The sequence below is a fragment of the Actinoplanes subglobosus genome (assembly GCF_042650585.1).
Classification (GTDB): domain Bacteria; phylum Actinomycetota; class Actinomycetes; order Mycobacteriales; family Micromonosporaceae; genus Actinoplanes; species Actinoplanes subglobosus.
Window position 1 is genome coordinate 52,249 of record NZ_JBHSBL010000025.1, and the last position, 21,909, is coordinate 74,157.

General features: G+C 70.6%; 20 protein-coding genes. 11 read left to right on the forward strand and 9 right to left on the reverse strand.

Annotated features, from left to right (window positions below; translation table 11 throughout):
* Positions 1–121: 121 nt before the first annotated feature.
* The gene (locus tag ACFO0C_RS37605) at positions 122–988 is read left to right on the forward strand and encodes a hypothetical protein (RefSeq protein ID WP_378071566.1); all 867 of its coding nucleotides are present in this window, start codon (positions 122–124) and stop codon (positions 986–988) included.
* Between the two features lie 516 nt (positions 989–1,504).
* On the opposite strand, the gene ACFO0C_RS37610 is transcribed toward ACFO0C_RS37605, so the two are convergent.
* The 4 genes from ACFO0C_RS37610 to ACFO0C_RS37625 all read right to left on the reverse strand — a co-directional run bounded on the left by ACFO0C_RS37610 (position 1,505) and on the right by ACFO0C_RS37625 (position 4,537).
* Positions 1,505–2,173, reverse strand: coding sequence for a hypothetical protein (locus tag ACFO0C_RS37610; protein ID WP_378071567.1), 669 nt, complete (start codon positions 2,171–2,173; stop codon positions 1,505–1,507).
* A 721-nt stretch (positions 2,174–2,894) separates the two neighbouring features.
* Positions 2,895–3,395: a hypothetical protein gene (locus tag ACFO0C_RS37615; RefSeq protein ID WP_378071568.1), complete on the reverse strand. Its 501-nt coding sequence runs from the start codon at positions 3,393–3,395 to the stop codon at positions 2,895–2,897.
* Between the two features lie 162 nt (positions 3,396–3,557).
* Entirely contained in the window at positions 3,558–4,133 is a 576-nt protein-coding gene (locus ACFO0C_RS37620; protein WP_378071569.1) for a YbaB/EbfC family nucleoid-associated protein, read from the reverse strand.
* Between the two features lie 80 nt (positions 4,134–4,213).
* The gene (locus ACFO0C_RS37625) at positions 4,214–4,537 is read right to left on the reverse strand and encodes a hypothetical protein (RefSeq protein WP_378071570.1); all 324 of its coding nucleotides are present in this window, start codon (positions 4,535–4,537) and stop codon (positions 4,214–4,216) included.
* 50 nt (positions 4,538–4,587) lie between these two features.
* Here ACFO0C_RS37625 and ACFO0C_RS37630 point away from each other — a divergent pair, with 50 nt between their 5' ends.
* The 4 genes from ACFO0C_RS37630 (at position 4,588) to ACFO0C_RS37645 (ending at position 10,008) form a co-directional block, all read left to right on the forward strand.
* Positions 4,588–5,892 (forward strand): AAA family ATPase, encoded by a 1,305-nt coding sequence (locus tag ACFO0C_RS37630; protein WP_378071571.1) that lies wholly within the window; start codon positions 4,588–4,590, stop codon positions 5,890–5,892.
* A 15-nt stretch (positions 5,893–5,907) separates the two neighbouring features.
* The gene (locus ACFO0C_RS37635) at positions 5,908–6,912 is read left to right on the forward strand and encodes a beta family protein (RefSeq protein WP_378071572.1); all 1,005 of its coding nucleotides are present in this window, start codon (positions 5,908–5,910) and stop codon (positions 6,910–6,912) included.
* Positions 6,913–6,931: 19 nt separating this feature from the next.
* Positions 6,932–7,768, forward strand: a complete 837-nt coding sequence (locus ACFO0C_RS37640) for a bifunctional DNA primase/polymerase (RefSeq protein ID WP_378071573.1) — start codon at positions 6,932–6,934, stop codon at positions 7,766–7,768.
* Positions 7,769–8,103: 335 nt separating this feature from the next.
* Positions 8,104–10,008: a GAF domain-containing SpoIIE family protein phosphatase gene (locus ACFO0C_RS37645; RefSeq protein ID WP_378071574.1), complete on the forward strand. Its 1,905-nt coding sequence runs from the start codon at positions 8,104–8,106 to the stop codon at positions 10,006–10,008.
* On the opposite strand, the gene ACFO0C_RS37650 is transcribed toward ACFO0C_RS37645, so the two are convergent.
* Entirely contained in the window at positions 9,901–11,460 is a 1,560-nt protein-coding gene (locus ACFO0C_RS37650; protein WP_378071575.1) for a hypothetical protein, read from the reverse strand. The genes ACFO0C_RS37645 and ACFO0C_RS37650 overlap by 108 nt on opposite strands.
* Positions 11,457–12,497 carry a hypothetical protein gene (locus tag ACFO0C_RS37655; RefSeq protein WP_378071576.1) on the reverse strand — a complete coding sequence of 347 codons (1,041 nt, stop codon included), beginning with the start codon at positions 12,495–12,497 and terminating at the stop codon, positions 11,457–11,459. The genes ACFO0C_RS37650 and ACFO0C_RS37655 overlap by 4 nt, the downstream gene beginning before the upstream one ends.
* A 107-nt stretch (positions 12,498–12,604) precedes the next feature.
* Here ACFO0C_RS37655 and ACFO0C_RS37660 point away from each other — a divergent pair, with 107 nt between their 5' ends.
* Entirely contained in the window at positions 12,605–12,889 is a 285-nt protein-coding gene (locus ACFO0C_RS37660; protein ID WP_378071577.1) for a DUF427 domain-containing protein, read from the forward strand.
* 16 nt (positions 12,890–12,905) lie between these two features.
* Here the strand turns inward: ACFO0C_RS37660 and ACFO0C_RS37665 are convergent, their stop codons facing one another.
* The gene (locus ACFO0C_RS37665; protein WP_378071578.1) at positions 12,906–13,298 is read right to left on the reverse strand and encodes a hypothetical protein; all 393 of its coding nucleotides are present in this window, start codon (positions 13,296–13,298) and stop codon (positions 12,906–12,908) included.
* Entirely contained in the window at positions 13,288–13,473 is a 186-nt protein-coding gene (locus ACFO0C_RS37670; protein ID WP_378071579.1) for a hypothetical protein, read from the reverse strand. The genes ACFO0C_RS37665 and ACFO0C_RS37670 overlap by 11 nt, the downstream gene beginning before the upstream one ends.
* 238 nt (positions 13,474–13,711) lie before the next feature.
* Here ACFO0C_RS37670 and ACFO0C_RS37675 point away from each other — a divergent pair, with 238 nt between their 5' ends.
* Positions 13,712–15,382, forward strand: a complete 1,671-nt coding sequence (locus ACFO0C_RS37675) for a putative bifunctional diguanylate cyclase/phosphodiesterase (protein ID WP_378071580.1) — start codon at positions 13,712–13,714, stop codon at positions 15,380–15,382.
* On the opposite strand, the gene ACFO0C_RS37680 is transcribed toward ACFO0C_RS37675, so the two are convergent.
* Positions 15,366–16,643, reverse strand: a complete 1,278-nt coding sequence (locus tag ACFO0C_RS37680; protein ID WP_378071581.1) for an MFS transporter — start codon at positions 16,641–16,643, stop codon at positions 15,366–15,368. The genes ACFO0C_RS37675 and ACFO0C_RS37680 overlap by 17 nt on opposite strands.
* A 53-nt stretch (positions 16,644–16,696) precedes the next feature.
* On the opposite strand from ACFO0C_RS37680, the gene ACFO0C_RS37685 reads away from it, so the two are divergent.
* The 4 genes from ACFO0C_RS37685 to ACFO0C_RS37700 all read left to right on the forward strand — a co-directional run bounded on the left by ACFO0C_RS37685 (position 16,697) and on the right by ACFO0C_RS37700 (position 21,871).
* Positions 16,697–17,668 (forward strand): GlxA family transcriptional regulator, encoded by a 972-nt coding sequence (locus ACFO0C_RS37685; RefSeq protein WP_378071582.1) that lies wholly within the window; start codon positions 16,697–16,699, stop codon positions 17,666–17,668.
* A 94-nt stretch (positions 17,669–17,762) separates the two neighbouring features.
* A complete protein-coding gene (locus tag ACFO0C_RS37690) occupies positions 17,763–19,427 on the forward strand; it encodes a GspE/PulE family protein (RefSeq protein WP_378071583.1) in 1,665 nt (554 codons plus the stop codon).
* Positions 19,428–19,512: 85 nt separating this feature from the next.
* A complete protein-coding gene (locus ACFO0C_RS37695; RefSeq protein ID WP_378071584.1) occupies positions 19,513–20,637 on the forward strand; it encodes a type IV pilus twitching motility protein PilT in 1,125 nt (374 codons plus the stop codon).
* A 4-nt stretch (positions 20,638–20,641) separates the two neighbouring features.
* Positions 20,642–21,871, forward strand: coding sequence for a type II secretion system F family protein (locus ACFO0C_RS37700; protein ID WP_378071585.1), 1,230 nt, complete (start codon positions 20,642–20,644; stop codon positions 21,869–21,871).
* Positions 21,872–21,909: the final 38 nt, after the last annotated feature.

Below are 21,909 nucleotides of genomic sequence, written 5' to 3' on the forward strand. Positions count from 1 at the left end.
TGTAGGGCCTGTCCGCGCCTGTTGTTCCGGGGCGGCGCACGGGTTCCGGAACAGCTAAGGTGTCGCCGCTGATCTTGCAACGACAGTCCTGGGGAAGCACGTGAATCAAGGTTGGGCGGACATGGACGGTAACGGGCACTACTGGCCCGGGCAGCCGCCCGCACTCCCGCCGGCGTATTACGCGACACCGGCCGACCCACTGGTCAGCCCCAACTACGAAGGCTGGTGGCAGAGGGGCTTCGCCCTCACCCGGCAGACGTGGAAACAGGTACTGACCGTCCAGGCGGTCGCCGTGCTGCCGATGGCCGCCGTCACACTGCCGGTCAGCATCCGGCTCGCCGACGAGAGCGCCCGGATGATGGCCGCCAGCCAGGCCGACCCCCGCCGGCTACCGGACATGAGCGGCTACTTCGAGGCCGCCCTCCCGTTCGGCGCCCTCACCCTCCTCACGAGCCTCGTCTCGGTCGTCGCCATGGCCGTCTGCATCCGGCTGGTCGTCCTCGCCGCCACCGGGCAGCCGGTCAGTATCGCGGCCGCCTTCAGCACCGGGATCCGTCGTGCGCCGGCCGTCGTCGGCTGGGGACTCCTCGCCGGTTTCGTCTATATCGCCGCCATCCTCGCCTGCTTCCTGCCGATCTTCTATGTCGCCGCCGCGCTGATGGTCCTGCCCGTGGTGGTGACCCTCGAACGCGGATCCGGCATCGGCCGCTGCTTCGCCCTCTTCAACGCCGACATCGGCACCTCCGTCGCCCGGGTCGCCACCCTGTTCGGGATCAGCGTCGGCAGCGCATTCGTCGCCGGGGTCCTCGGCGCCGGCTTCGAGACCATCGCCGGCGGAACCGCCGGTGTCCTCTTCTCCACGGTGTTCAACAGCATCACCGCGTTGGCCATCAGCGTCATCGTCGCGCCGCTGCTGGTAGCCGCCTACGCCGACATGCGCTCCCGCCGCGAGCCGTTCTCCACCGCCTACCTGACCGAACCGGCCTGACCCGGCCTGACCCGCCAGCCGGCCCGACCACGAGCCGGCCCGACCACGAGCCGGCCCGACCGCGAGCCCGCCCGACCGCGAGCCCGCCCGACCACGAGCCGGCCCGACCCAGCCATCCGCAGCCAGGCCACCCACCGCTGGGTTTCGGCGGCGTCACCTCCCGTCCCACCCCTCACGTTGAACCGGACCGGCCTTTCGGCCGGTCCGGTTCGCGTTGGGCGGGCTGGCGGCTGGCCTGCCTTCCGCGGGGCAAGTCGTTCGCTGGGCCTGATCGGAGTGGTCGGGCTGTCAGATCGGCCGGTCCGGCAGGTGCCGGGTGGGATGCTCGGGCCACCTGGTCCGACGGCTACCGGGCCGGGATGCTCGGGCCACCTGGTCCGACGGCTGCCGGGACGGAGTGCTCGGGCCACCTGGTCCGACGGCTGCCGGGCCGGGCCGGGCTGCTTGGATCACTCGGTCCGGCAGCTGGCGGGCCGGGATGCTCGGGCCACCTGGTCCGGTGGCTGCCGGGCGAGGTCAGGGGAACTGCATGCGGCGTGGGCGCGGGATCACCGGCGGCGGCAGCGGCAGGTCGTCGAGGTGGCTCCAGCTCAACGTGCCGTTGTCGGTGGACTTGATCTCGCCGAGGCAGGCGCGGAGCAGTCCCAGGTTCGGTGCGCCCGCGTAACCGGCGATGACCACCTCCGGTTTCGGCGCGATCCGGGCGATCGCCGCGCAGATCTTGGCCACCTCCCGCTCGTCGACCGCGTCGAGTGGCAACGGGGCCTCGACCGGCGACCGGCGCCAGGGCGGGCCGAACCGGCGGAGCAGCTCACGAGCGAGACGGCCGAACGAACGACCGACCTCCGCGTCCCGCATCGAGATCCGCGCGGACTGGCCGTAGCACCAGGGCACCACGACGTGGCCGTTGATCAGAACCAACTGGTAGACGGAGCGCGGCACACTGATGATCTCCGCTCCCGGTAGCGTCCCCAGGAAGAGCACCAGCTCCTCATAGGGAAGTGGCCACCGGGGATTCGCCAGGACCCGCTCCATGGTCTGGGTCATGGCCGGGTGAGCGTGAACCTCGCGGTCGATCGCCGTGCTCAAGGCCTCCGGCACCCGGGTCCACAGTTCATCAGCGACCTTGTCGCCGAACTGCTCGATCAGCCATTCACTAGGACCGACGAGAACGTCTGGACGCATTCCCCACCACCACCGTCCGTGATGCCGACGTCACTGCTGGCTAGAAGAGTTGCACTTTCATTGATCGACTGGAAGGGGGAAGAACGAGATCACAACAACAAGCATGAATGAAATCGAACATGTCGATCAGCGCTTGGCCACAACGATGGAGCGGCGGGGCGGCGAGACGCAAAACATGCAACTTGCGCAGCGGAGCACGGGCGCAACTTGCATGCCCCTATCGCTTTTCGCCAGTACCCCGTATTCAAGTCGAGAGATATTTCCAAGTGGTGACGCGCACGCAAACAATGCCTCACAGAGCGTGATCAAATACCGCGCGACCAGCGGAACGTCCGACCAATTGATCAACTGGCGGATGCCCTGTGACCGCGTGAGGGAGCTGAAATGAATTGCAGTACACGCGTCCCTTTTCACGTGAACGCCTCCGACGACCCTCCTGAGCGAGCCTGACCCCGACGGGACAGCCGTCAAGTGTCAGATACCCGTCAGATCACTCCGAGAGATGCCGAGGTCGGCGGGCAAACGCTCTCCCAGCCAAGATCCACCTAGCTACCAAAATCCGACTTTCCGGAATGTTCGCCTGTAGGCGGTTAGCACCTTTCACGGCTTTCACGGCCGTTTCCCGTACCCCTCGGATTCAAACCGACCGTGCGGTGGATTCACGGCAGGCGCCTAAAGCGTGGCGGATCGATTCCGGCCAAACTATTTGGCACGGCGCCAATTAGCCGCGGGTGTCCGGTTGAAATGGCAACCATCTCTCCCGATCCTCCGCATACGGAGTGACGTTCTCCGGAAACCACACGAGCTTCTTAGCGCTGTCCGCCGCACCGAGCAGGAAGTCGTAACCGCGCACCAGAGCGACCGGCACCGGCGACACCCCGGCGAATTCGGTGAACAGCGCACGTGCCTCGGCCAGCTGACGCCCCCGGTCACCGATGGTGATCCCCAGGTCGAGGACCAGTGGGAACACATCGAGGAACGACGGCTCCCCCGGATCAGACAGCTCGTTGGCGCGCAGCTCACCACCGACCGCCCCGCCGTCCGGCAAGGGCCGCGACAGGAACGTCTCCCCACGCCCGCCCCGGATCACCACCATGCCGACCGCCGGGCCGATCCGTGCGGCGAACTCCGCCGCGCTGTCCTCCGAATGAAAGTAGACGTGCTCCTGAGTGGACACGATGCTGCTCCTCTCCTCCCCGATGTCGTTGTCGGTCCCGGTCATCGGCGGGCCGGAACCATTCGCCGGACCGGCTCACCGAACCGGTCCCGTTGGGCGCCCGGCCACCGGCGGGCGCCGTCAATCCGTGTCAGTCGGCACGACCCGCTCGAGCCCGGCCGCCGCCCAGTGAGCGCAGCCCGTCAAGGCCAGCCGGCACGGAGCCAATCAAGCGCGGCCGCCGACACCCGGCCCCGCCCGGCCGGAAGAGGCAGGGACACCCGACGGCCCGGAAGAGCCGGAGACACCCGACGGCCCGCAAGAGCCGGAGACACCCGACGGCCCGCAAGAGCCAGGGACACCCGACGGCCCGGAAGAGCCAGGAACGGCCGACGGCCCGGAGGACGCGGGAACAGTCGGCGGGGCGGGAGCGAGACAGTCCGCGTACGCCGAGATGATCGCCTGGCCGGCCGCACTCTCCGTCCCGACCGTCTCGGCGGTCGCGACCGTGACCGCCGAAACCAGCGCACCCCGGGCGGCCCGCATCGTCGCCATGATCTCCCGCGCGGTGACCGACGCGGCCCGCTGCCGGATGCCCTCGCCCAGGTCGAGCCGGGTCAGGTCGAGAGCGGCACTGACCGTGACGGTGACCAGCCCGTCAGGACTTCGCGCGGTCTCGGAGAGCTGTGCCAGCCGCGCCTCCAGCGCCCGGGCCCGGGCCGTGCGGTCCTCGATCGTCCCGCGCCACTCGTCGATCAGCCGCTCGATCTCGTCGGGATCGCGTCCCGCGAATCCGTCGAACATGTCGCCTCCTCATTCACCGTGATGACTTCGCGGCAGACGGTAGCGAGATTGGCGACAACGCGGAGAAGGCCTGTGGATAACTACTCTCCGTGCGGGTCGACGGTGTCCCAGGAGGAGCGGAAACGGTCCGGCGGGAGTTGCCATTCACGCAGCACAGCGAGGAGTTCGGCCTCATCGGCGGCGGCCGCGCGACGGAGGCGTACCGCTGCCAGATCGTGATCGTGACCTTCCAGGCGGTCGGCTTCGAACTCCCAATGCGCGATCACGAAACCCGGCGTCTCGGGAACGATGTGCACGAACGACCACCGATGTGGCCGGGAGGCCGGGACCCGCACACCGAGCCGCCGGCCCAACCGCAGCGCGGTCAGCTCCGCGACCGGCCAGTCCCATTCGCGCTCACCCATGATCTGGGGAGGCTACCGGTTCTGTCAGGGGTGGGCGCTACCGTGCCGGAATGGGTTCGAACACGCTCGTCAGCCCGGCCGAGGAGGCCGCGACCGTCATCGCCGCGGTCCTCCGCGATCTCACCGAGGGTGACCACCGCGGGGTGGTCGTCGACTCCCCACCCGGCGCCGGCAAGTCGACGCTCGTGGTCCGCGCAGCCGGGGAGCTGGCCGCCACCGGTGCGCCGTTGATGATCGTGGCTCAGACCAACGAGCAGGTGGACGACCTGATCGAGCGGCTCGGGGTGCGGTCGCCGGAGCTTCGGGTGGGCCGATTGTCGGCTGTCGACTACGAGCCGACGCCACGGGTCCGGGCGCATCCGGGGTGCCGGGTGGCGGCCAAGGTGGCGGATCTGGGGTCACCGCCGGTCACCATCGGCACGGCTGCCAAGTGGGCCACGGTCACCGAGGGCACCTGGCCGTGGGCGATCGTCGACGAGGCGTACCAGATGCGCTCCGATGCTCTTCTCCGTGTCGCGCCGCGTTTCGCGCGCGCCCTGTTCGTCGGTGACCCGGGCCAGCTGGACCCGTTCTCCACGGTGGAGGTGGAGCGGTGGATCGGCCTGTCCTGGGATCCGATGCAGAGTGCGGTGGCGGTGCTGCTGCGGCACAACCCTGATCTGCCGGTGCACCGGCTGCCGGTGTCGTGGCGGCTCCCGGCGTCGGCGGCACCGGTCGTGGCGGCGGCGTTCTACCCGTTCACCGGGTTTCGCTCGGGGACCGGGCCGGGCGACCGCACACTGGCCTTCGGGCAGCCGCCACGCGACGCGTTCGACGCCGTGCTGGATGGTGCGGCCGCCACCGGGTGGGGGCTGCACGAGCTGGCCGAGCGGTTCACCGTGCGGACCGACGCGGAGGCCGCGGCGGCCTGTGCGACGCTTGCCGCACGTGCCCTGACCAGGGAGGGGGTTGCGACGTCGGAGTCCGGCTCCGGCCCGCTGACACCGGACCGGATCGCGATCGGCGCCGCCCACCGTGATCAGGTCGCGGTGATCCGCTCGTTGTTGCCGGCGGAGGCGGCCGAGGTCACTGTGGATACGGCGAACAGGTTGCAGGGCCGGGAGTACGACTTGACCGTGGTGCTGCACCCGCTCTCCGGCCGGCGTGACGCGACCGCCTTCCACCTGGAGTCGGGCCGTCTCTGCGTGCTGACCTCCCGGCACCGGCACGCGTGCGTGGTGGTGGCCCGGGCCGGCATCGCCGAGCTGCTCGACGCGCACCCGTCGACCGAGCCGGTGCACCTCAATGTTCCGGTGAAATTCCCGGACGGGTGGGAGGCCAATCAATCGATGCTCGCCCATCTATACCGTCCGTGACGGTACCGTTGGTGAATGAAGCGCGACCGGGTCTACCACCCGATCCTGCGACCCCGCCGGGGTGAGTTCACCGCCCTGGCACACCTGTCGGTCGACGAGGCCGATCGGGTCGTCCCCATCGTCGAGCTGGAGCCGGACGGCGTCGTCCTTCCCCTGGTCCGCGAGCTGCGACCACACGTCCGGGCGCTGGCTGTCGACTTCGGAGACGTGCCCGAGGCGACCGCCGGGCCGGAGCCGCTCGCCGAGCGCATGGCAGGTCTCGGCCTGGCCATGACCCCGGTGCTGCGGCCGCACGAGAGCGGGCCACGACTGGCCGCGCACGGGCGGGCCGCCCGGCTGCACCGGCACGGCGCGGTGTTGCGGATGCGCCCGCACACCGACGCCGCCAACCCGGCCGAGGCGGATGCCGTCACCGAGCGGCTGTTGCGTTCCGCGGCCCTCGACCCGTGCGAGGTCGACCTGCTGATCGATCTCGCCGAGACGGCGTGCCTGTCGCACGCCACCGAGGTGGAGGACCGGGCCCGCCGGGTGCTGCGCTGGGCCCGTGGCGCGCCGTGGCGCTCGGTGAGCGTGGCGTCCGGTGCGATGCCACCGAACCTCGACGATCTGCCCACCGACCGGCCGGTGGCGCTGGGCCGGCTCGACGCCCGTGTCTGGGAGCGCCTCGGCGAGCCGGATCTCGGATATGCCGACTACGGCGTGACCTCGCCGGTCCGGCGGCGCGGGGTCCAGCCGCACCGGCAGCTCCCCACGCTGAGGTATACGACGGAGCGCGAGTGGTGGATCTACCGCTGGGCGCGGCGGGGCGGGCGCAGCGACGACCGGTGCCACGACCTGTGCCGGACCCTCGTGACCTCACCGCAGTGGCCGTCGGCCGGAGCACGGTTCTCCTGGGGTGACGCCGAGATCGCGAAACGTGCCAGGACCGCGCGGGGTGCCGGGAGTTCGGCCAGCTGGATCGCCTGGAGCACATCGCACCACATCGCACACGTGCTGCGCACCCTGCCGGACGGGGGCTGATTGTCGTACGGTTGTTCTAATGTCGCTAACGGCTGCCCTGGCGTATGCCCGGCATGGCGTCCCCGTCCTGCCGGTGCACACGCCTGACCTGAGGGGCGCCTGTTCCTGCGACAGAGGAGCCCGATGCGAGCGTTCCGGCAAACATCCCCGCCTGCGGCACGGCCTGACCGAGGCGTCCACCGACCCTCGGCAGATCCGGTTGTGGTGGACGTTCTGGCCGCGCGCCAACGTGGGCCTGCGCACCGGCGTGGTCATGGATGTGGCCGACGTCGACTCGGCGGAGGGCTGGCACGGGCTGCGCCACCTGCTCGGCGGCGACGTCCCGCCCGGTCCGCAGGTGCGCACCGGCTCGGGTGGCCGTCATCTCTGGTTCCGCCCGACGGGCTTCGGCAACCGGGTCCGCCTGCTCCCCGGGCTGGATTGGCGCGGTTCCGGCGGTTACGTCCTGGCGCCTCCGTCCCGGCACGCGAGCGGCATGCCGTACAGGTGGATCCAACGCCCCGCGGTCACCCTGCCGGCCGGCCCGGCGGCCCTGGTGGCGCTGATCGCCGGCCCACAGCCCGAGCCGGTTCCGCGGCGCCCGCTGGCCCATCCGGACCGCTATGCGGAGGCGGCTCTCGACGCCGAGGCCGGCCGCGTCGCCGACGCGCCACCGGGCACCCGCAACGACACCCTGAACAGGGCGGCCTTCGCCCTGGGGCGACTGGTCGGCGCGGGCCTGCTCGACGAGGGCGAGGTGCGGTGGGCACTGTCCGCGGCGGCCCGGCACGCCGGGCTCGGCTGGGCCGAGATCCGCGGCACGATCCGGTCCGGCTTGTCGGCCGGGCGGCGGCAGCCGTTCGGTCACGCCGCTTGATCTTCTTTGTACGGCTACGAGGGGTCCCGTGACTGTCCCCGCGACGTCACCCCGGCGCGGGGCCGCAACGCGACCGCCGGGGTTACTGCCTCCTCACCGCCCCACCCCCTCCCGACTCACCGCCCCCACCCCGTCCCGACTCACCGCCCCACCCCGTCCCGAAATATGAGACCGAAGCAGCGTGGAAAGTCGTGGCCACACGGGGCGGGCGTGGCCACGGAGCGGGGGCGACTCGTCCTTTCGGGTGGGTTGAAACGGATGATCGGGTCACGACGGTAACGGTCGTTGCCCGTGAGCCGCCGGTAACCTGACGGTCGAGACCGCGGAGGGCGAAGGTGCTTCAGTGGGGCCTGATCGGCGAAGGTGTGCTCGCTGATCCGCCGCGCCTGCTATCGGTGCGCCGGATCACCGCGGGCCCGGTTCCGGATGACGCGTTCAACCGGGTCGCGATGCTGGTGCACAAGCTGATCGACGCTCCGATGGGTGTGGTCTGCCTGGTCGACGAGGACCGGCAGTTCCTGGCCGGGCAGGTCGGGGTGCCGGAGCCACTGGCCTCGGCACGGGAGATGCCGCTCACACACTCGTTCAGCCGGCATGTGGTGATGGCCGGGGAGATGCAGATCGTGCCGGATGTGCGCGACGACCCCCGGATGCGGGACAACCCGGTGATCGGCGAGATCGGCGCGATCGCGTATGTGGGTGCGCCGATCACCGACCCGGACGGCTTGATCGTGGGTGCGCTCTGCGCCATCGACCAGGAGCCGCGCGCCTGGACCCCGAGCGAGGTCGCCCTGATCCGCGAGCTGGCCGAGGTGTGCTCGTCGGAGGTCTGCCTGCGCATCGCCCGGGAGAACGCCGAGGAGGCCCGGACCGCCGCCGAGGAGGCCCGGACCGCCGCGGAGGAGGCCCGGACCGCGGCCGAGGAGGCGCGGACCGCCGCCGAGCAGGCACGCACGTCGGCCGAGGACGACCGCCGGGCGGCCGAGTCCGCGCACCACCAGCTGGAGCTGCTGGCCGAGCTGACCGAGTCCCTGGCCGCGACCATGGATGTGGACGAGGCGATGCGCCGGCTCGGCGACATCGTCACGGCGGCTCTGGCCGACTGGTGTGTGGTGGCGGTCGCCGACGATCCGGGCGGGACGGCCCGGGTGTCGGCCGCGCACTGCGACCCGGAGCGGGCGGCCGACATGGCCCGGCTCGCCGAGCTGGCGGCCGGCTCCCACGTCGATCTGCGGGCGATGATCGTGGCGGTGCGGGCCCGGGGGCGGACGATGCGTTCCGCTGACGGTGACGCCGAGATGCGCAGCCGGATCACCGATGCGGAGCTCGCCGAGATCACCGCGCGGGCCGGGTTCGGTGCGTCGCTGATCGTGCCGGTGGTCTCCCCGGTGCGGCGGCGGGCGCTCGGCGCGATCCTGCTGGTCAACCGGCCGGAGAGGGCCGCGTTCACGGCTGCCGAGGAGTGGACGGCGGCGGAGGTGGGCCGCCGGGCGGGTCTCGCGGTGGAGAACAGCCGGCTCTACCGGGAGCAGCGGCACGTCGCCGAGGTGCTGCAGCGCAGCCTGCTCACCGAGCTGCCGGTGATCCCGGGGATCCAGCTGCACGCCCGCTATCTCCCGGCGCAGGACGGCGCGGCCGTCGGCGGCGACTGGTATGACGCGTTCGCCCAGCCCGACGGCAGTGTCGTGGTGGCGGTCGGGGACGTGTCCGGTCACGACATCGAGGCCGCCGCGACGATGGGCCAGCTCCGCAATCTGGTCCGGGGCGACGCCTACGGGCGCGACGAGGAGCCGGGCGCCCTGCTCACGGCGCTCGACCAGGCACTGCACGGCTTGCGGGTGGCCGCTTCGGCGACGGCGGTGCTGGCCCGGGTGCGGACGTGCTGGTCGGGTTACGAGGTGGGGTTCGCCAACGCCGGGCATCCACCGCCGTTGCTGCTGTTGCCGGACGGGAACGTCCAGGTGTGGTGGGTGCCACCGGAGCCACTGCTCGGCCTGCCGCCGCGCGGGGAGTCCCGGACCACGTCGCGGCGGTTCGTGCCGGCCGGTTCGACGCTGGTGCTCTACACCGACGGCCTGGTCGAGGACCGGGAGCAACTGCTGGACGACGGCATCGCCGGCCTGTCGGCGGTCCTACGGGAGAACGCGGGCCGCACCGGTGACGAGCTCTGCGCCCGGCTGTTGGAGATCGCCCCGCGCCGCAGCGACGACATCGCCCTCCTGCTGGTCAGGCTCATCTGACGCGGAAAGCGACGACGGGCCGGTGCCTGACGGGCCGGTTTCGGACGGGTCGGTGTAGGGGACCGGCGGGCCGCCGTGGGTCCAGGGGGTCTCGGCGGGGTCGGGCAACGTGCCGCCCGGCCGGTAGGCCTCGCTCAGCGTGGTCAGGACGAGCCGCTCCCCCACCGAGGGAACGCTGCCGGGCTCGGCCACCAACCGCCGCCCCATCCCGCCGGACAGTTCGAGGAGGACGTCGTGCCCGTCGCCGGCCGGGCTCACCGAGACGACCCGCGCCTTCTGCGACGGCCGGGCCGGTGACGTCAGTGCGACTCCGGCCTCGACCCGGACCGGCTCGGTGGTGTGCACCATGATCCGGGGGCGGAGCACGGGCCGTTTGCCGCTGTCGTCGACCCGGTCGGGATTGGCGAGGGTGACGGTCCCGGCGAAGGCGGCGCCGCTGAGCCGGTACTCGGCCAGGACGAGCGGGTCGTCGAAGGCGCGCTGGACCGCATAGCGGGAGGCCGCGCTCTCCAGGCGCTGGAGGCGGGCGGCCGCGGCGACCGCACCGTCGCGGCGGGGTTGTGGTGGGCCGCCCTCGGCGAGGTTCTGCGCGAAGGCGGTGAACGCGTCGCGGTCGCTGTCCCACCGCAGCCGGACACGCTCGCCGGCGGGCAGGCGGCGCAGCAGCCCGAGGGTCCGCCACATCCGCTCCCAGGTGGGCAGCAGGAGGTCGTGGAGAACCTGCGGGAGTTCCGGTGCGGACCGTTCGATGAGCGGGGCGAGCACCCGGTTGTCGAAGTCGGGATCGGTGGCGGGCCCGGCGACCGGCCCGTTCTCGGCGTCGCGGGCGGCGGCCGCACCGGACTCGATCCAGGCGAGTTGGACCCCGAACTGCGCGTCCTCGGCGCTGCTCTGCCCGGTCACCCAGTGCAGCCCGAGCGCCTGTACCGCGTTGACCAGCAGTGCCGAGCCGGGCATCTCGGCGGTGCCGGCGAAGAAGGTGAGCCAGCGCCCGAGCAGTGGCACTGCGGCGGGCACCGGGTTGTCGCCGTCGGTACGCCGGAACCGGGTCGACCGCCCGAAGAGGCGCACGAAGTCGACTCCGCCCGGGTTGGGCACCCAGATCTGTGGTGCGTCGACGTACCGCTGCCGGACGTCTCTGCCCCGGTCGACGGCGACGTCCTCGGTGTCGGTGGTGAACGAGTCGGCGTAGGTCACGAGGGTGGTGGCGAGGTCGGCGGCGAAGGCGAACCGCTCGTCGCGGTTGCGCGGCTGACCGACGGTGAGCAGGCGGGGCCGGGCCGGATCGGTGCCGACCATCGCGGCCAGCGGCGCGTTCGCCTCGCCGGCCATCACCAGCGGGATCAGCACCAGCGGGTGGTCGTGGACGTGCAGGTGGCGCACGGTGGCGATGGGCTGGGCGTGACCGGTGGCCGCCGCCTGTGCCCGGGCGAGCGCGGTCAACGTACTCAAGAGAGGGCCTCGGTCCGCAGGCGCAGCGCGGCCCGCAGCATGGCCGCCGCCTCGGCCTGGTCCTCGGCCGGCTCGCGGCTGCCGTCGGCCAGGGCGAGCACCTCGTCGACGGAGTCGATGCCGCCGAGCGCCTCCCGGACGGTCCGGCCGAGTGCCGCCGTGCTGCCGGACGCCTCGTTCCGGCAGTAGACGGAGAGTTCGCAGGCGGACAGGCACTCGGGCGCGTAGCGGGCCGCGACGTGGCCGAGCGCGGTGACGAGCTCCTCGGGGTCGAGTGCGAGGTCGAAGGTGAGGCCGGCCGGGAGGGCGTCGATCAGGTCGGTGACCGAGGCGAGACGGGACAGCTGACGGCGCAGGGTGGAGAGCTGCTTGCGCACGTCGAGGACGACCGCGGTGGGGCTGAAGCTGAAGTCGGCCGGGCAGACCAGGACGACCTCGTGGCTGACCGTGGACGGGTCCTGGCCGAGGCGTTCGAGCAGGTCGCGGAGGGCGAGGACGTAGACGGCGGCCTGCACGGCGGCGGCCGAGACCTTGGCGCTGTCGGCCTGCCCGTCGACGATCGCGAACGACTTGATCTCGACGACCTGGAGGCGGCCGTGGTGGGCGTACGCGATCAGGTCGGGCTCGAGATAGACGGTCTGGCCGGCGACGTCGAGGGTGAGGAGCGGGTGGTCGATGAGCGCGGACCGGGCGTCGGCGAGCGTCTTGACGGTCTGCTCGTGCCGGTCGCTGAGGGTGTCGGCGGCGAGGTCCTGGTAGTCGAGCGCGGCGTCGGCGGCGAGCACCTCGCGCAGCACGGCGCAGTCGTCGGCCTTGAGCATGGCCTCGAAGGCGTTGCCGCGGGAGAGCGCGAACCGGGACTGGCCGAAGCTGCCGGGGAAGCCGATGTGCTCGGCGAGTCTCTGTTTGTCGATGCCGGCCGCGTCGAGGACGGCCCGGCGGTTGCAACCCGGGTTTCCGGTGAGCGCGGCGATGGTGCGGGCGTTGTGGCGTTTCGCCCGCCCGGAGCCACGCAGCTGGTCCAACCGAGACTCCATAAGGAGATTGACTCTAGATCTTCAGCCGGGTCGCGGCAATTCACCCACGAGAGGTGAATAAATCGCACATATCAGACACAAACCCGGCTTCGCGCTAGGTTCGGGACATGCCGAAGGCCATCTGGAACGACGAAGTGATCGCCGACAGTGACGACACGGTGGTACTCGAGGGCAACCACTACTTCCCCCTCGCCAGCGTCCGCGAGGACGTCCTCGTCCCCTCGGAAACGCACACCGTCTGCCCGTGGAAGGGCAAGGCGTCCTACTACTCGCTCCGGGCGGACGGACAGACCGCGGCGGACGCCGCGTGGTTCTACCCCGACCCGAAACCGGACGCCTCGGCCGTACGCGATCGGGTCGCGTTCCGCAGAGACGTCCGCGTCGAATCCTGACCGCACGGAGGCCCGCTCACGTGATCCGCGGGTGGGCCTCCTCGATCCTCGTGACCTCCAGGTAATCGAGCATGTCCCGCTGCTCCTCCTGGTCCAGCGCGCCGAACGCGGCGTAGGCCTCGTCCCGCGAGTGCTCGGTCTCGGCCGCCAGCAGCGCGATGATCGCCGACCAGGCCAGTGACACCCGGTCGAAGAGCCGCGCCCGCCGCAGCGAGGTGAGCCGGGACAGCATGCCGACCTTGGTCGCCGCGTCGTCGTCCAGCGCGATCCGGTCGCAGAGCTCGAAGAGCGCCTTGCCACGGTACGGGTGCTCGGACTCGATCATCCGGGCCAGTTCGGCGTTGTCCATCCGGTCGACCGGCGGGGCCGGGCCGCGCCGGGGCAGCGAGGGGCTGGGTTCACCGTGCACGACTGTCGCGTCCGCTCTCGAATCCGTTGCCGGGCGACTGTTGAGGCAGTCCCGCCGTACGGGTGAAGGTCGGGAACTCGGGTGCCGGCATCACCGGCTCCTCCACGTCGACCGGTGTCACGCCCTCGGTGGCACGTGGGACGCCGTCGTCGGCGCCACGATCTCCATCCAGCACGTTATAGCCCTCCGTTACCGACTTACCGTGATGAAGTCCCATGAGATCACGACCGCGCAAACCCCGCGACCCTGGTCACCCGACCCGACGACCGGTGTAACGCCGTGGCAACGCATCGACCGGAGAGCCGAGCCGTCACCGAACGTGAAGCCCGTACCCCAATAGATCTTGAAGTAACCGCGACGCGATGACTCAACCGGGCCCGGCCAGGACCGATGTGTCTCGCCGGAGGTGGATCGTGGGTCGCAACGCTCTGTGGGACCGGGTTCGGGTCGTCGTCGACGACACCGTGGTACTCGCGTCGCTGGTACTGCTCGCCTGGCCGGTGGCCGATCCCGCGCAGCCCGGTGGGCTGGTGGGCCGCATCATGCCGCTCCTGGCGGCGCTCTGCCTTGGCCTCGCCGTCCTGCTGCTGGACACCAGGCGCGGGGTGCTGCGGTACATCACCGTGGGGACCGCCCTGGCCGTCGCCGGTTTCCGGCACGTCAACGGCGATCTCCCACCGATGGCGACCTGGCTGGTCCTGCTCGTGGCCGGGGCGGGAGTGTTGCGGCAGTTCCTCGGCAACCGGATCGACCCGGACCGGAACCGGCAGCAGACGCTGCTCGCCCAGCAGGCGTTCCGCGACCCGCTGACCGGCCTCGGCAACCGGCGCATGTTCGTCGAGTACGCCGAGGAGGTACTCGCCGAGCCCGCACGCACCAAGACCGCGGTGATCGTGGTCGACCTCGACGGCCTCAAGGAGGTCAACGACGTGCTCGGGCACGCCGCCGGCGACGATCTGCTGCGTGCCGCGGCCGACCGTCTCGCCGTGAACGTGCGTGCCAACGACACCGTCGCGCGGTTGGACGGCGACGAGTTCGTCGTGCTGCTGCCCGGACTGGAGGACGAGCAGGCCGCCGTCGCGGTGGCCGAGCGTGTCCTCACCGAGCTGCACCGCCCGCTCCAGCTGGCGGGCGTGGCGCTGAGCATCCGGGCCAGCGCCGGTGTCGCGATCACCGACGGCCTCGACGGGCTGGACGGGGTGCTGCGCCGCGCCGATCAGGCACTGATCCGGGCCAAGCGGGACGGCGGTGGCGTGGCCCGCCGCTTCGACCCGGTGCTGTTCGCGAAGGCGGAGCAGCGTCGCCTGGCCGAGCAGGACCTCATGCGCGGCCTGGAGGCCGGCGAGTTCGAGGTGCACTACCAGCCGATCGTCGACCTGGATCAGGGCGGCATCACCGTCGGCGTGGAGGCCCTGGTCCGCTGGCGTCACCCGGAGAAGGGCCTGGTCCCGCCGGCACTCTTCCTCGACCTGGCCGAGCAGCTGGGCCAGGTGCCCCGGCTCGGCGGCTGGGTCCTGGAGGAGGCCTGCCGGCAGGCGCTGACCTGGCAGGACCGTCACCCCGGATTCGAGATGAACGTCAACCTGTCCGCCTCCCAGCTGACCAACCCGAACCTGATCGACGAGGTGCGGGAGGTGCTGGAGCGTACCGGCCTGCCGCCGAGGGACCTGGTGCTTGAGCTGACCGAGTCGGTCGCGCTCACCGACCTGGTCGAGTCGGCACGGGTGCTGAGCCAGCTCAAGGAGCTCGGTGTCCGGATCGCCTTGGACGACTTCGGCACCGGTTTCTCCTCGCTCAGCCACCTCAGCACCCTGCCGGTGGACGTCGTCAAGATCGACCGCTCGTTCGTGCAGGCGATGCCGGAGACCGGCGGCGCCTCGGTGGCCGAGGCGGTGCTGCACATCGCGCGGACCTTCAACCTGTCACCGGTGGCCGAGGGCGTCGAGGATGCCGGTCAGGCCGAACGGCTCAAGGATCTGGGTGCCGGCCGGGCCCAGGGCTACCACTTCGCCCGGCCGATGCCGGCGATCGGGGTGACCGAACTGCTCGACAAACAGTCCGCCGAGGTCAAGCTCGAGACGTAGCCCCCTGCACGGACTGCTCCAGCAGCGGGAGACGCTTCCCGGCGTACAGCATCAGGCTCAGGACCGCGCCGAGGATCGCCAGGCCGCCGGCCACGTACCAGGCGACCGTGTAGTCGCCGAACCGGTCACGCACCAGGCCGGCGGACGTGGCCGCGGCCGCGGCACCGAACTGGTGCGAGGCGAAGACCCAGCCGAACACGATCGGCCCGGCGGCCCCGAAGTACTCCCGGCAGAGCGCCACGGTCGGCGGCACGGTGGCCACCCAGTCCAGCCCGTAGAAGAGGATGAAGATCAGCATGCTGGGGTGCGCGGTCGCGGCGAACAGCGACGGCAGGACCAGCAGCGACAGCCCGCGCAGCGCGTAGTAGGCGCCGAGCAGGATCCGGCTGTCCACCCGGTCGGTCAGCCAGCCGGAGGCGATCGTCCCGACCACGTCGAAGACGCCGACCAGCGCCAGCAGGGTCGCCGCGGTGGTCTGCGGCATGCCGTGGTCGTGCGCGGCCGGGATGAAGTGGGTGCCGACCAGGCCGTTGGTCGTCGCCCCACAGATCGCGAAACCGCCGGCGAGCAGCCAGAACGGCCGGGTCCGGGCGGCATCCCGGAGCGCGCGCAGGGCGTTTCCGGCGGCGCCGCCGGCCGGTTTCACCGGCGCCTCGATCTCCGTGGCACCGAGCGCGGGCACGTTCAGGTCGGCCGGATGGTCCCGCAACCGCCACCCCAGCAGCGGTACGACCAGAAGCGCCGCGATCGACACGGTGAGAGCGGCGGTCCGCCACCCGTCGGACTCGACGATCCGGGACAGGACCGGCAGGAAGATCAGGTTGCCGGTCGCCCCGGCCGCGGTCAGCACCCCCGTGACCAGGCCGCGGTGCTTGACGAACCAGCGCCCGGTGATGGTGGCCACGAACCCGAGGGCGAGCGACCCGGTACCGAGCCCGACCAGGACGCCCCAGCAGAGGACCAGCTGCCAGCTCTGCGTCATCCACAGGGTGAGCCCGGAGCCGGCCGAGACCAGCAGCAGCGCGGCCATCGCGACCCGGCGGATGCCGAACCGGGCCATCAGGGCCGCCGCGAACGGTGCGGTCAGGCCGTAGAGCAGCAGATTGACCGAGACGGCGGCGGAGATGGTGCCGAGCGACCAGCCGAACTCGTCGTGCAGCGGCTGGAGCATGACGGACGGTGTGGCCCGGAAACCGGCCGCACCCAGTAGAGCGACGAAGGTGACCGCGGCGACGGCCCAGGCGGGATGGAAACGTCTCACAGCACTGATCCTTCTGCTTCGCGCCCGTGCGGACGAGTGGCCAGAGAGCCATCATGCGCAAGAATCGAGCCATGAAGCACCTGATTTCCGTGCTGATCCTCGACGGCCTCGTCCCCTTCGACCTGGGCACACCCACCCAGGTGTTCCTCTCCGCCCGCGACGAGACGATGACCAGGCTGTACGACGTCCGCGTCTGCGGCCCCGGCCCGGTCACCGCCGAGGCGGGTTTCACCGTCGTCCCCGACCACGGCCTGGAGCAACTGGAGATCGCGGACACCGTGATCGTCCCCGGTATCCACCGGGGCGGCCCGGTCACCGACGGCACACTGCCGGCCGACGTCCGGGACGCGCTCGTCGCCGCCGCGGCCCGGGGCGCCCGGATCGTCTCGATCTGCACCGGCGCGTCGGTGCTGGCCGCGGCCGGTCTGCTGGACGGCCGTCCGGCAGCCACCCACTGGGCCTGGGCGGAGCGGATCGGCGGGCTCTATCCGCGGGTGAAGTGGGACTTCGACGTGCTCTTCGTCGACGACGGCAACGTGCTGACCTCGGCCGGGGTGGGCGCCGGGGTGGACCTGTGCCTGCACATCATCCGCACCGACCACGGCGCCGCGGTGGCGAACCGGACGGCCCGGCGCTGTGTGGTGCCGCCGTGGCGGGACGGCGGCCAGGCGCAGTACATCGAACGGCCGGTCCCGGCCGCGAACGGCGCGGGGACCGAGGGGACCCGGGCGTGGGTGCTGGACCGGCTCTCCGATCCGGTCACCCTGGAGGAGATGGCCGGACACGCCCGGATGAGCGTACGGACGTTCACCCGCCGATTCCGCGACGAGACCGGCCTGAGCCCGCGGCAGTGGCTGCTCCGCCAGCGGGTCGAGCACGCCCGCATCCTGCTGGAGTCCACCGACCTGGCGGTCGACACGGTGGCCCGCCGCTCCGGGCTCGGCAGCGCGACCGCCCTGCGCCAGCACATGCACGCCACCATCGGGGTCGCCCCGTCGGCGTACCGCCGCACCTTCCGTCACTGATCCGCCTTTCCGCCACCGGCCGTCGCGCTCAGTTCCGCACGGAAGTGTCCGACTGGATCTCTGAGCCCTCTTTTCCGCCCCGGCAGAGGAACACATGGATCAGACCTTCCGTCCGCTTCTCGACGCCCTCAAACAGATCGGCGTCGACCCCGACGCGGTGGACCGGGCCGCGGCGGAGGCACAGCGCAGCGGCCGCCCGGTGCGTGCCGTCCTGATCAACGACCAGGTCGTCACCGAGGAACAGCTGACCAAGGCCGCCGCCGCGGCGTTCGGGATCAACACCCTGGATCTGGTCGGTTTCACCCCGGACCCGCAGGCCCTGAAGCGGATCCCGTTGACCGTGGTGCTGCGCCACCGGGTCCTCGGCCTGGCCATCAACGACGGCGAACTGGTCGTCGGCGTGACCGACCCGGCCGACGTGGTGGCCCTCGACGACGTGCGGGCCGCGACCGGCATGACGATCCGCCCGGTGGTGGTGGCCCGCAGCGAGGTCCGCCGGATCATCGAGCGGCTCCAGCGCGAGGGCGCCGACCTGGCCGATCTGGTCGACGAGGTGGACGACCAGGCCGGCATGGCCGCGCAGGCGACCAGCACCGACGACGCCCCGATCGTCCGCTACGTGAACAGCCTGATCGAGCAGGCCGTCATGAACCGGGCCTCCGACCTGCACCTGGAGCCGACCGAGGACGACATGCGGGTCCGCTACCGGATCGACGGCGTACTGCACGAGGTCGACCTGGTGCCCCGGGGCGTGATGAACGCCCTGATCTCCCGGATCAAGATCATGTCCGGGGTGGACATCACCGAGAAGCGCATCCCGCAGAACGGCCGCATCACCGCGATGATCCGCGATCGTACGGTCGACCTGCGCACGGCCACGCTGCCCACGGTCTGGGGCGAGAAGATCGTGCTCCGCGTCCTGGACACCGGCGGCATCGACCTGGACCTGGCGAAACTCGGCTTCACACAGCACAACCTGAAGCGCTTCTCCGAGTCGTTCACCAAACCGCACGGCATGGTGCTGGTGACCGGCCCGACCGGTTCCGGCAAGTCGACGACGCTCTACGCGACCCTCGGCAAGATCAGCCGGCCCGAGGTGAACGTGATCACGGTCGAGGACCCGGTGGAGTACCGGCTGCGCGGCATCAACCAGGTGCAGGTCAACGCGAAGGCCGGACTGACCTTCGCGGCGGTGTTGCCGGCCATTCTGCGTACCGACCCGGACGTCGTGCTGATCGGTGAGATCCGGGACGGCAACACCGCGCAGATCGCCGTCGAGGCCGCGCTCACCGGTCACCTCCTGCTCTCCACGCTGCACACCAACGACGCACCGGGCGCGGTGACCCGTCTCACCGAGATGGGCATCGAGCCGTTCCTGGTCGGGTCGTCGCTGGACTGCGTGCTCGCCCAGCGTCTGGCCCGGCGGATCTGTGACTGGTGCAAGGAGCCGTACACACCGACCGAGGAGGAGGTGCTCGGCGCCAACTGGCCGTTGCAGGACCTGGCCTATCCGGAGGTGCTGTACAAGCCGGTGGGCTGCCGCAACTGCGCGAACACCGGTTACAAGGGCCGGATCGCGATCCACGAGGTGATGCAGGTGAGCCCGGAGATCGAGTCGCTGACGATCAAACGCGCGTCGGCCGGTGAGATCCGCGAGGTCGCGCTGACCCAGGGGATGTACGACCTGCGCGCCGACGGCCTGGCCAAGGCGGCGGGTGGGCTGACCTCGATCCGCGAGGTCTCCCGGGTGGCCGTCTAGCGCTCCTGTTCCGCTACTAAACCCGGTCCTGGTGGTGCCGATTCAACAGGCGTCGGAAACACCGAGGACGGACCGGGAGGGACAGATGGACACGCTCCAGCACGGCGGGCGGCAGGCGCACAGCGCCGGCACGTCGGCGGACGATCTGGACGTGCTCGACCAGATGCTCATCACCCTGGTCGAGTCGGGTGGCTCCGACCTGCACCTGACGGTCGGCTCCCCGCCGATGATCCGCGTGCACGGCTCGCTGCGGCCGATCCCCGGTTACGGCAAGCTCAACACCGCCGACACCGAGCTGCTGGCCCGCGCGGCCGTCAGCCGCGAGCAGTGGGAGACGTTCCTCGCCGACCAGGAGATGGACTTCGCGCACAGCATCGTCGGTGTCTCCCGCTTCCGCGGCAACCTCTACCGGCAGCGGACCTCGTGCGGCGCGGTCTTCCGGGCCATCCCGCACAAGATCAAGCCACTGGACGAGCTGGGCATGCCGGAGTCGGTGGCGCGCTTCGCCCACCTGCCCCGTGGTCTGGTGCTGGTGACCGGCCCGACCGGTTCCGGCAAGACCACCACCCTGGCATCGCTGCTCGACCTGGCCAACCGCAGCCGAGCCGACCACATCATCACCATCGAGGACCCGATCGAGTTCCTGCACCCGCACAAACGGTGTGTGGTGAACCAGCGGGAGGTCGGCACCGACACCGACACCTTCGCCTCCGCGCTCAAGCACGCGCTGCGGCAGGACCCGGACATCATCCTGGTCGGCGAGCTGCGTGACCTGACCACGACCGCGACCGCGCTGACCGCCGCGGAGACCGGTCACCTGGTGATGGCGACCCTGCACACGCAGAGCGCCACCCAGACCATCGACCGTGTCATCGACATCTTCCCCCCGCATCAGCAGCTGCAGATCCGGGCTCAGCTGGCGGCCAGTCTCCAGGGCGTGATCACTCAAGCGCTGGCGCCGACCGCCGATGGGAAGGGGCGTGCCGTGATCTGCGAGATCCTCACCGCCACCCCGGCCATCCGCAGCCTGATCCGGGAGGGCAAGACGCACCAGATCCCGTCCTTCATGCAGGCCGGTGGCGCCGAGGGCATGCTCGCCTTCGACCAGCACCTGGCCGAGAAGGTCCGCGAGGGCATCGTCAGCATGCCGGCCGCCCTGGAGATCTGCCACGGCGCCGACGAACTCAAGCGACTCGTGGGACGGAACTGATCCGATGGCGTCCACCAAGACCTTCACCTATCACGCGATCGACGCCTCCGGTAAGAAGGCCAAAGGCACGATCGAGGCCCCCAACGAGGCGGCCGCCACCCACATGCTGCGCCAGCGTGGCGAGGTCCCGCTCGACCTGATCGAGGCGGGTCACGGTCTCCAGATGGAGATCAAGATCCCCGGCCTGGGGAACCGCGTCAAGCTCAAGGACCTCGCGGTCTTCGCGCGGCAGTTCGCCACCATGACCGCCTCCGGCATGTCCCTGCTGCGGTCGCTGGCGATCCTGGAGGAGCAGACGTCGTCGCTGCCGCTGAAGAAGGCGCTCGGCGAGGTGCGTACCGACGTGGCCGGCGGTGCCGGGCTGTCGGCCTCGATGGTGAAGCACGACCGGGTCTTCCCGCGCCTGATGATCGCCATGATCAGGGCCGGTGAGACCGGCGGTATGATCGACAAGGCCCTCGAACAGATCGCCGAGAGCCTGGAGAAGGACACCGCGCTCCGCGGCAAGATCAAGGGTGCGCTGACCTATCCGGCGATCGTGCTGGGCTTCACCTTCGTGATGATCGCCGGTGTTCTGATCTTCATCGTCCCGATCTTCGAGGCGATGTTCAAAAGCCTCGGCGGCGAGCTGCCCGCCATCACCCAGTTCCTGGTCACCGCCAGCCACAACATGGGCTGGATCGGGCCGCTGGTGCTGGGCCTGATGTTCGGCGGCAGCTTCACCTACAAGCGCAAGATGCGGTCCAGCGAGGAGTTCCGGCTCAAGGTCGACAAGATCAAGCTCCGGCTCCCGGTCTTCGGCCCGCTGCTGCGCAAGCTCGCGATGAGCCGCTTCTCCCGCAACCTCGGCCTGCTCCTGAACGTCGGCGTTCCGGTCATGCAGGCGCTCGCGGTGGTCGGTGAAACCACCGGTAACGAGGTCATCAATGCCGCGATGAAGGACGTGCAGTCGACCGTTCGTGACGGTCAACCCATGTCGACGGCGCTACGCCATCATCCGATCTTCCCCGAGATGGTCACCCAGATGATCGAAGTCGGAGAAGAGAGCGGTCAGATCAGTCAGATGCTCGACAAGATTGCCGACTTCTACGACCGCGAGGTCGATGAGGCCGCGGAATCACTGACCGCATCGATCGAACCCATCATGGTGCTCGTCATGGGCACCGTGGTCGGCGGCATGGTGATCTGCCTCTACCTGCCGATGTTCACGATCTACCAGAACATCCAGAGCTGACGGCCTTCGCAACGAAGCGACTGCCGATTCCCCGGCCG

What these genes read in the sequence shown, in the direction of transcription:
- ACFO0C_RS37605 (WP_378071566.1), top strand. Translation starts at nt 122, where the DNA reads ATGGACGGTAACGGGCACTACTGGCCCGGGCAGCCGCCCGCACTCCCG.
- ACFO0C_RS37610 (WP_378071567.1), bottom strand. Translation starts at nt 2,173, where the DNA reads ATGCGTCCAGACGTTCTCGTCGGTCCTAGTGAATGGCTGATCGAGCAG.
- ACFO0C_RS37615 (WP_378071568.1), bottom strand. Translation starts at nt 3,395, where the DNA reads ATGACCGGGACCGACAACGACATCGGGGAGGAGAGGAGCAGCATCGTG.
- ACFO0C_RS37620 (WP_378071569.1), bottom strand. Translation starts at nt 4,133, where the DNA reads ATGTTCGACGGATTCGCGGGACGCGATCCCGACGAGATCGAGCGGCTG.
- ACFO0C_RS37625 (WP_378071570.1), bottom strand. Translation starts at nt 4,537, where the DNA reads ATGGGTGAGCGCGAATGGGACTGGCCGGTCGCGGAGCTGACCGCGCTG.
- ACFO0C_RS37630 (WP_378071571.1), top strand. Translation starts at nt 4,588, where the DNA reads ATGGGTTCGAACACGCTCGTCAGCCCGGCCGAGGAGGCCGCGACCGTC.
- ACFO0C_RS37635 (WP_378071572.1), top strand. Translation starts at nt 5,908, where the DNA reads ATGAAGCGCGACCGGGTCTACCACCCGATCCTGCGACCCCGCCGGGGT.
- ACFO0C_RS37640 (WP_378071573.1), top strand. Translation starts at nt 6,932, where the DNA reads ATGTCGCTAACGGCTGCCCTGGCGTATGCCCGGCATGGCGTCCCCGTC.
- ACFO0C_RS37655 (WP_378071576.1), bottom strand. Translation starts at nt 12,497, where the DNA reads ATGGAGTCTCGGTTGGACCAGCTGCGTGGCTCCGGGCGGGCGAAACGC.
- ACFO0C_RS37660 (WP_378071577.1), top strand. Translation starts at nt 12,605, where the DNA reads ATGCCGAAGGCCATCTGGAACGACGAAGTGATCGCCGACAGTGACGAC.
- ACFO0C_RS37685 (WP_378071582.1), top strand. Translation starts at nt 16,697, where the DNA reads ATGCGCAAGAATCGAGCCATGAAGCACCTGATTTCCGTGCTGATCCTC.
- ACFO0C_RS37690 (WP_378071583.1), top strand. Translation starts at nt 17,763, where the DNA reads ATGGATCAGACCTTCCGTCCGCTTCTCGACGCCCTCAAACAGATCGGC.
- ACFO0C_RS37695 (WP_378071584.1), top strand. Translation starts at nt 19,513, where the DNA reads ATGGACACGCTCCAGCACGGCGGGCGGCAGGCGCACAGCGCCGGCACG.
- ACFO0C_RS37700 (WP_378071585.1), top strand. Translation starts at nt 20,642, where the DNA reads ATGGCGTCCACCAAGACCTTCACCTATCACGCGATCGACGCCTCCGGT.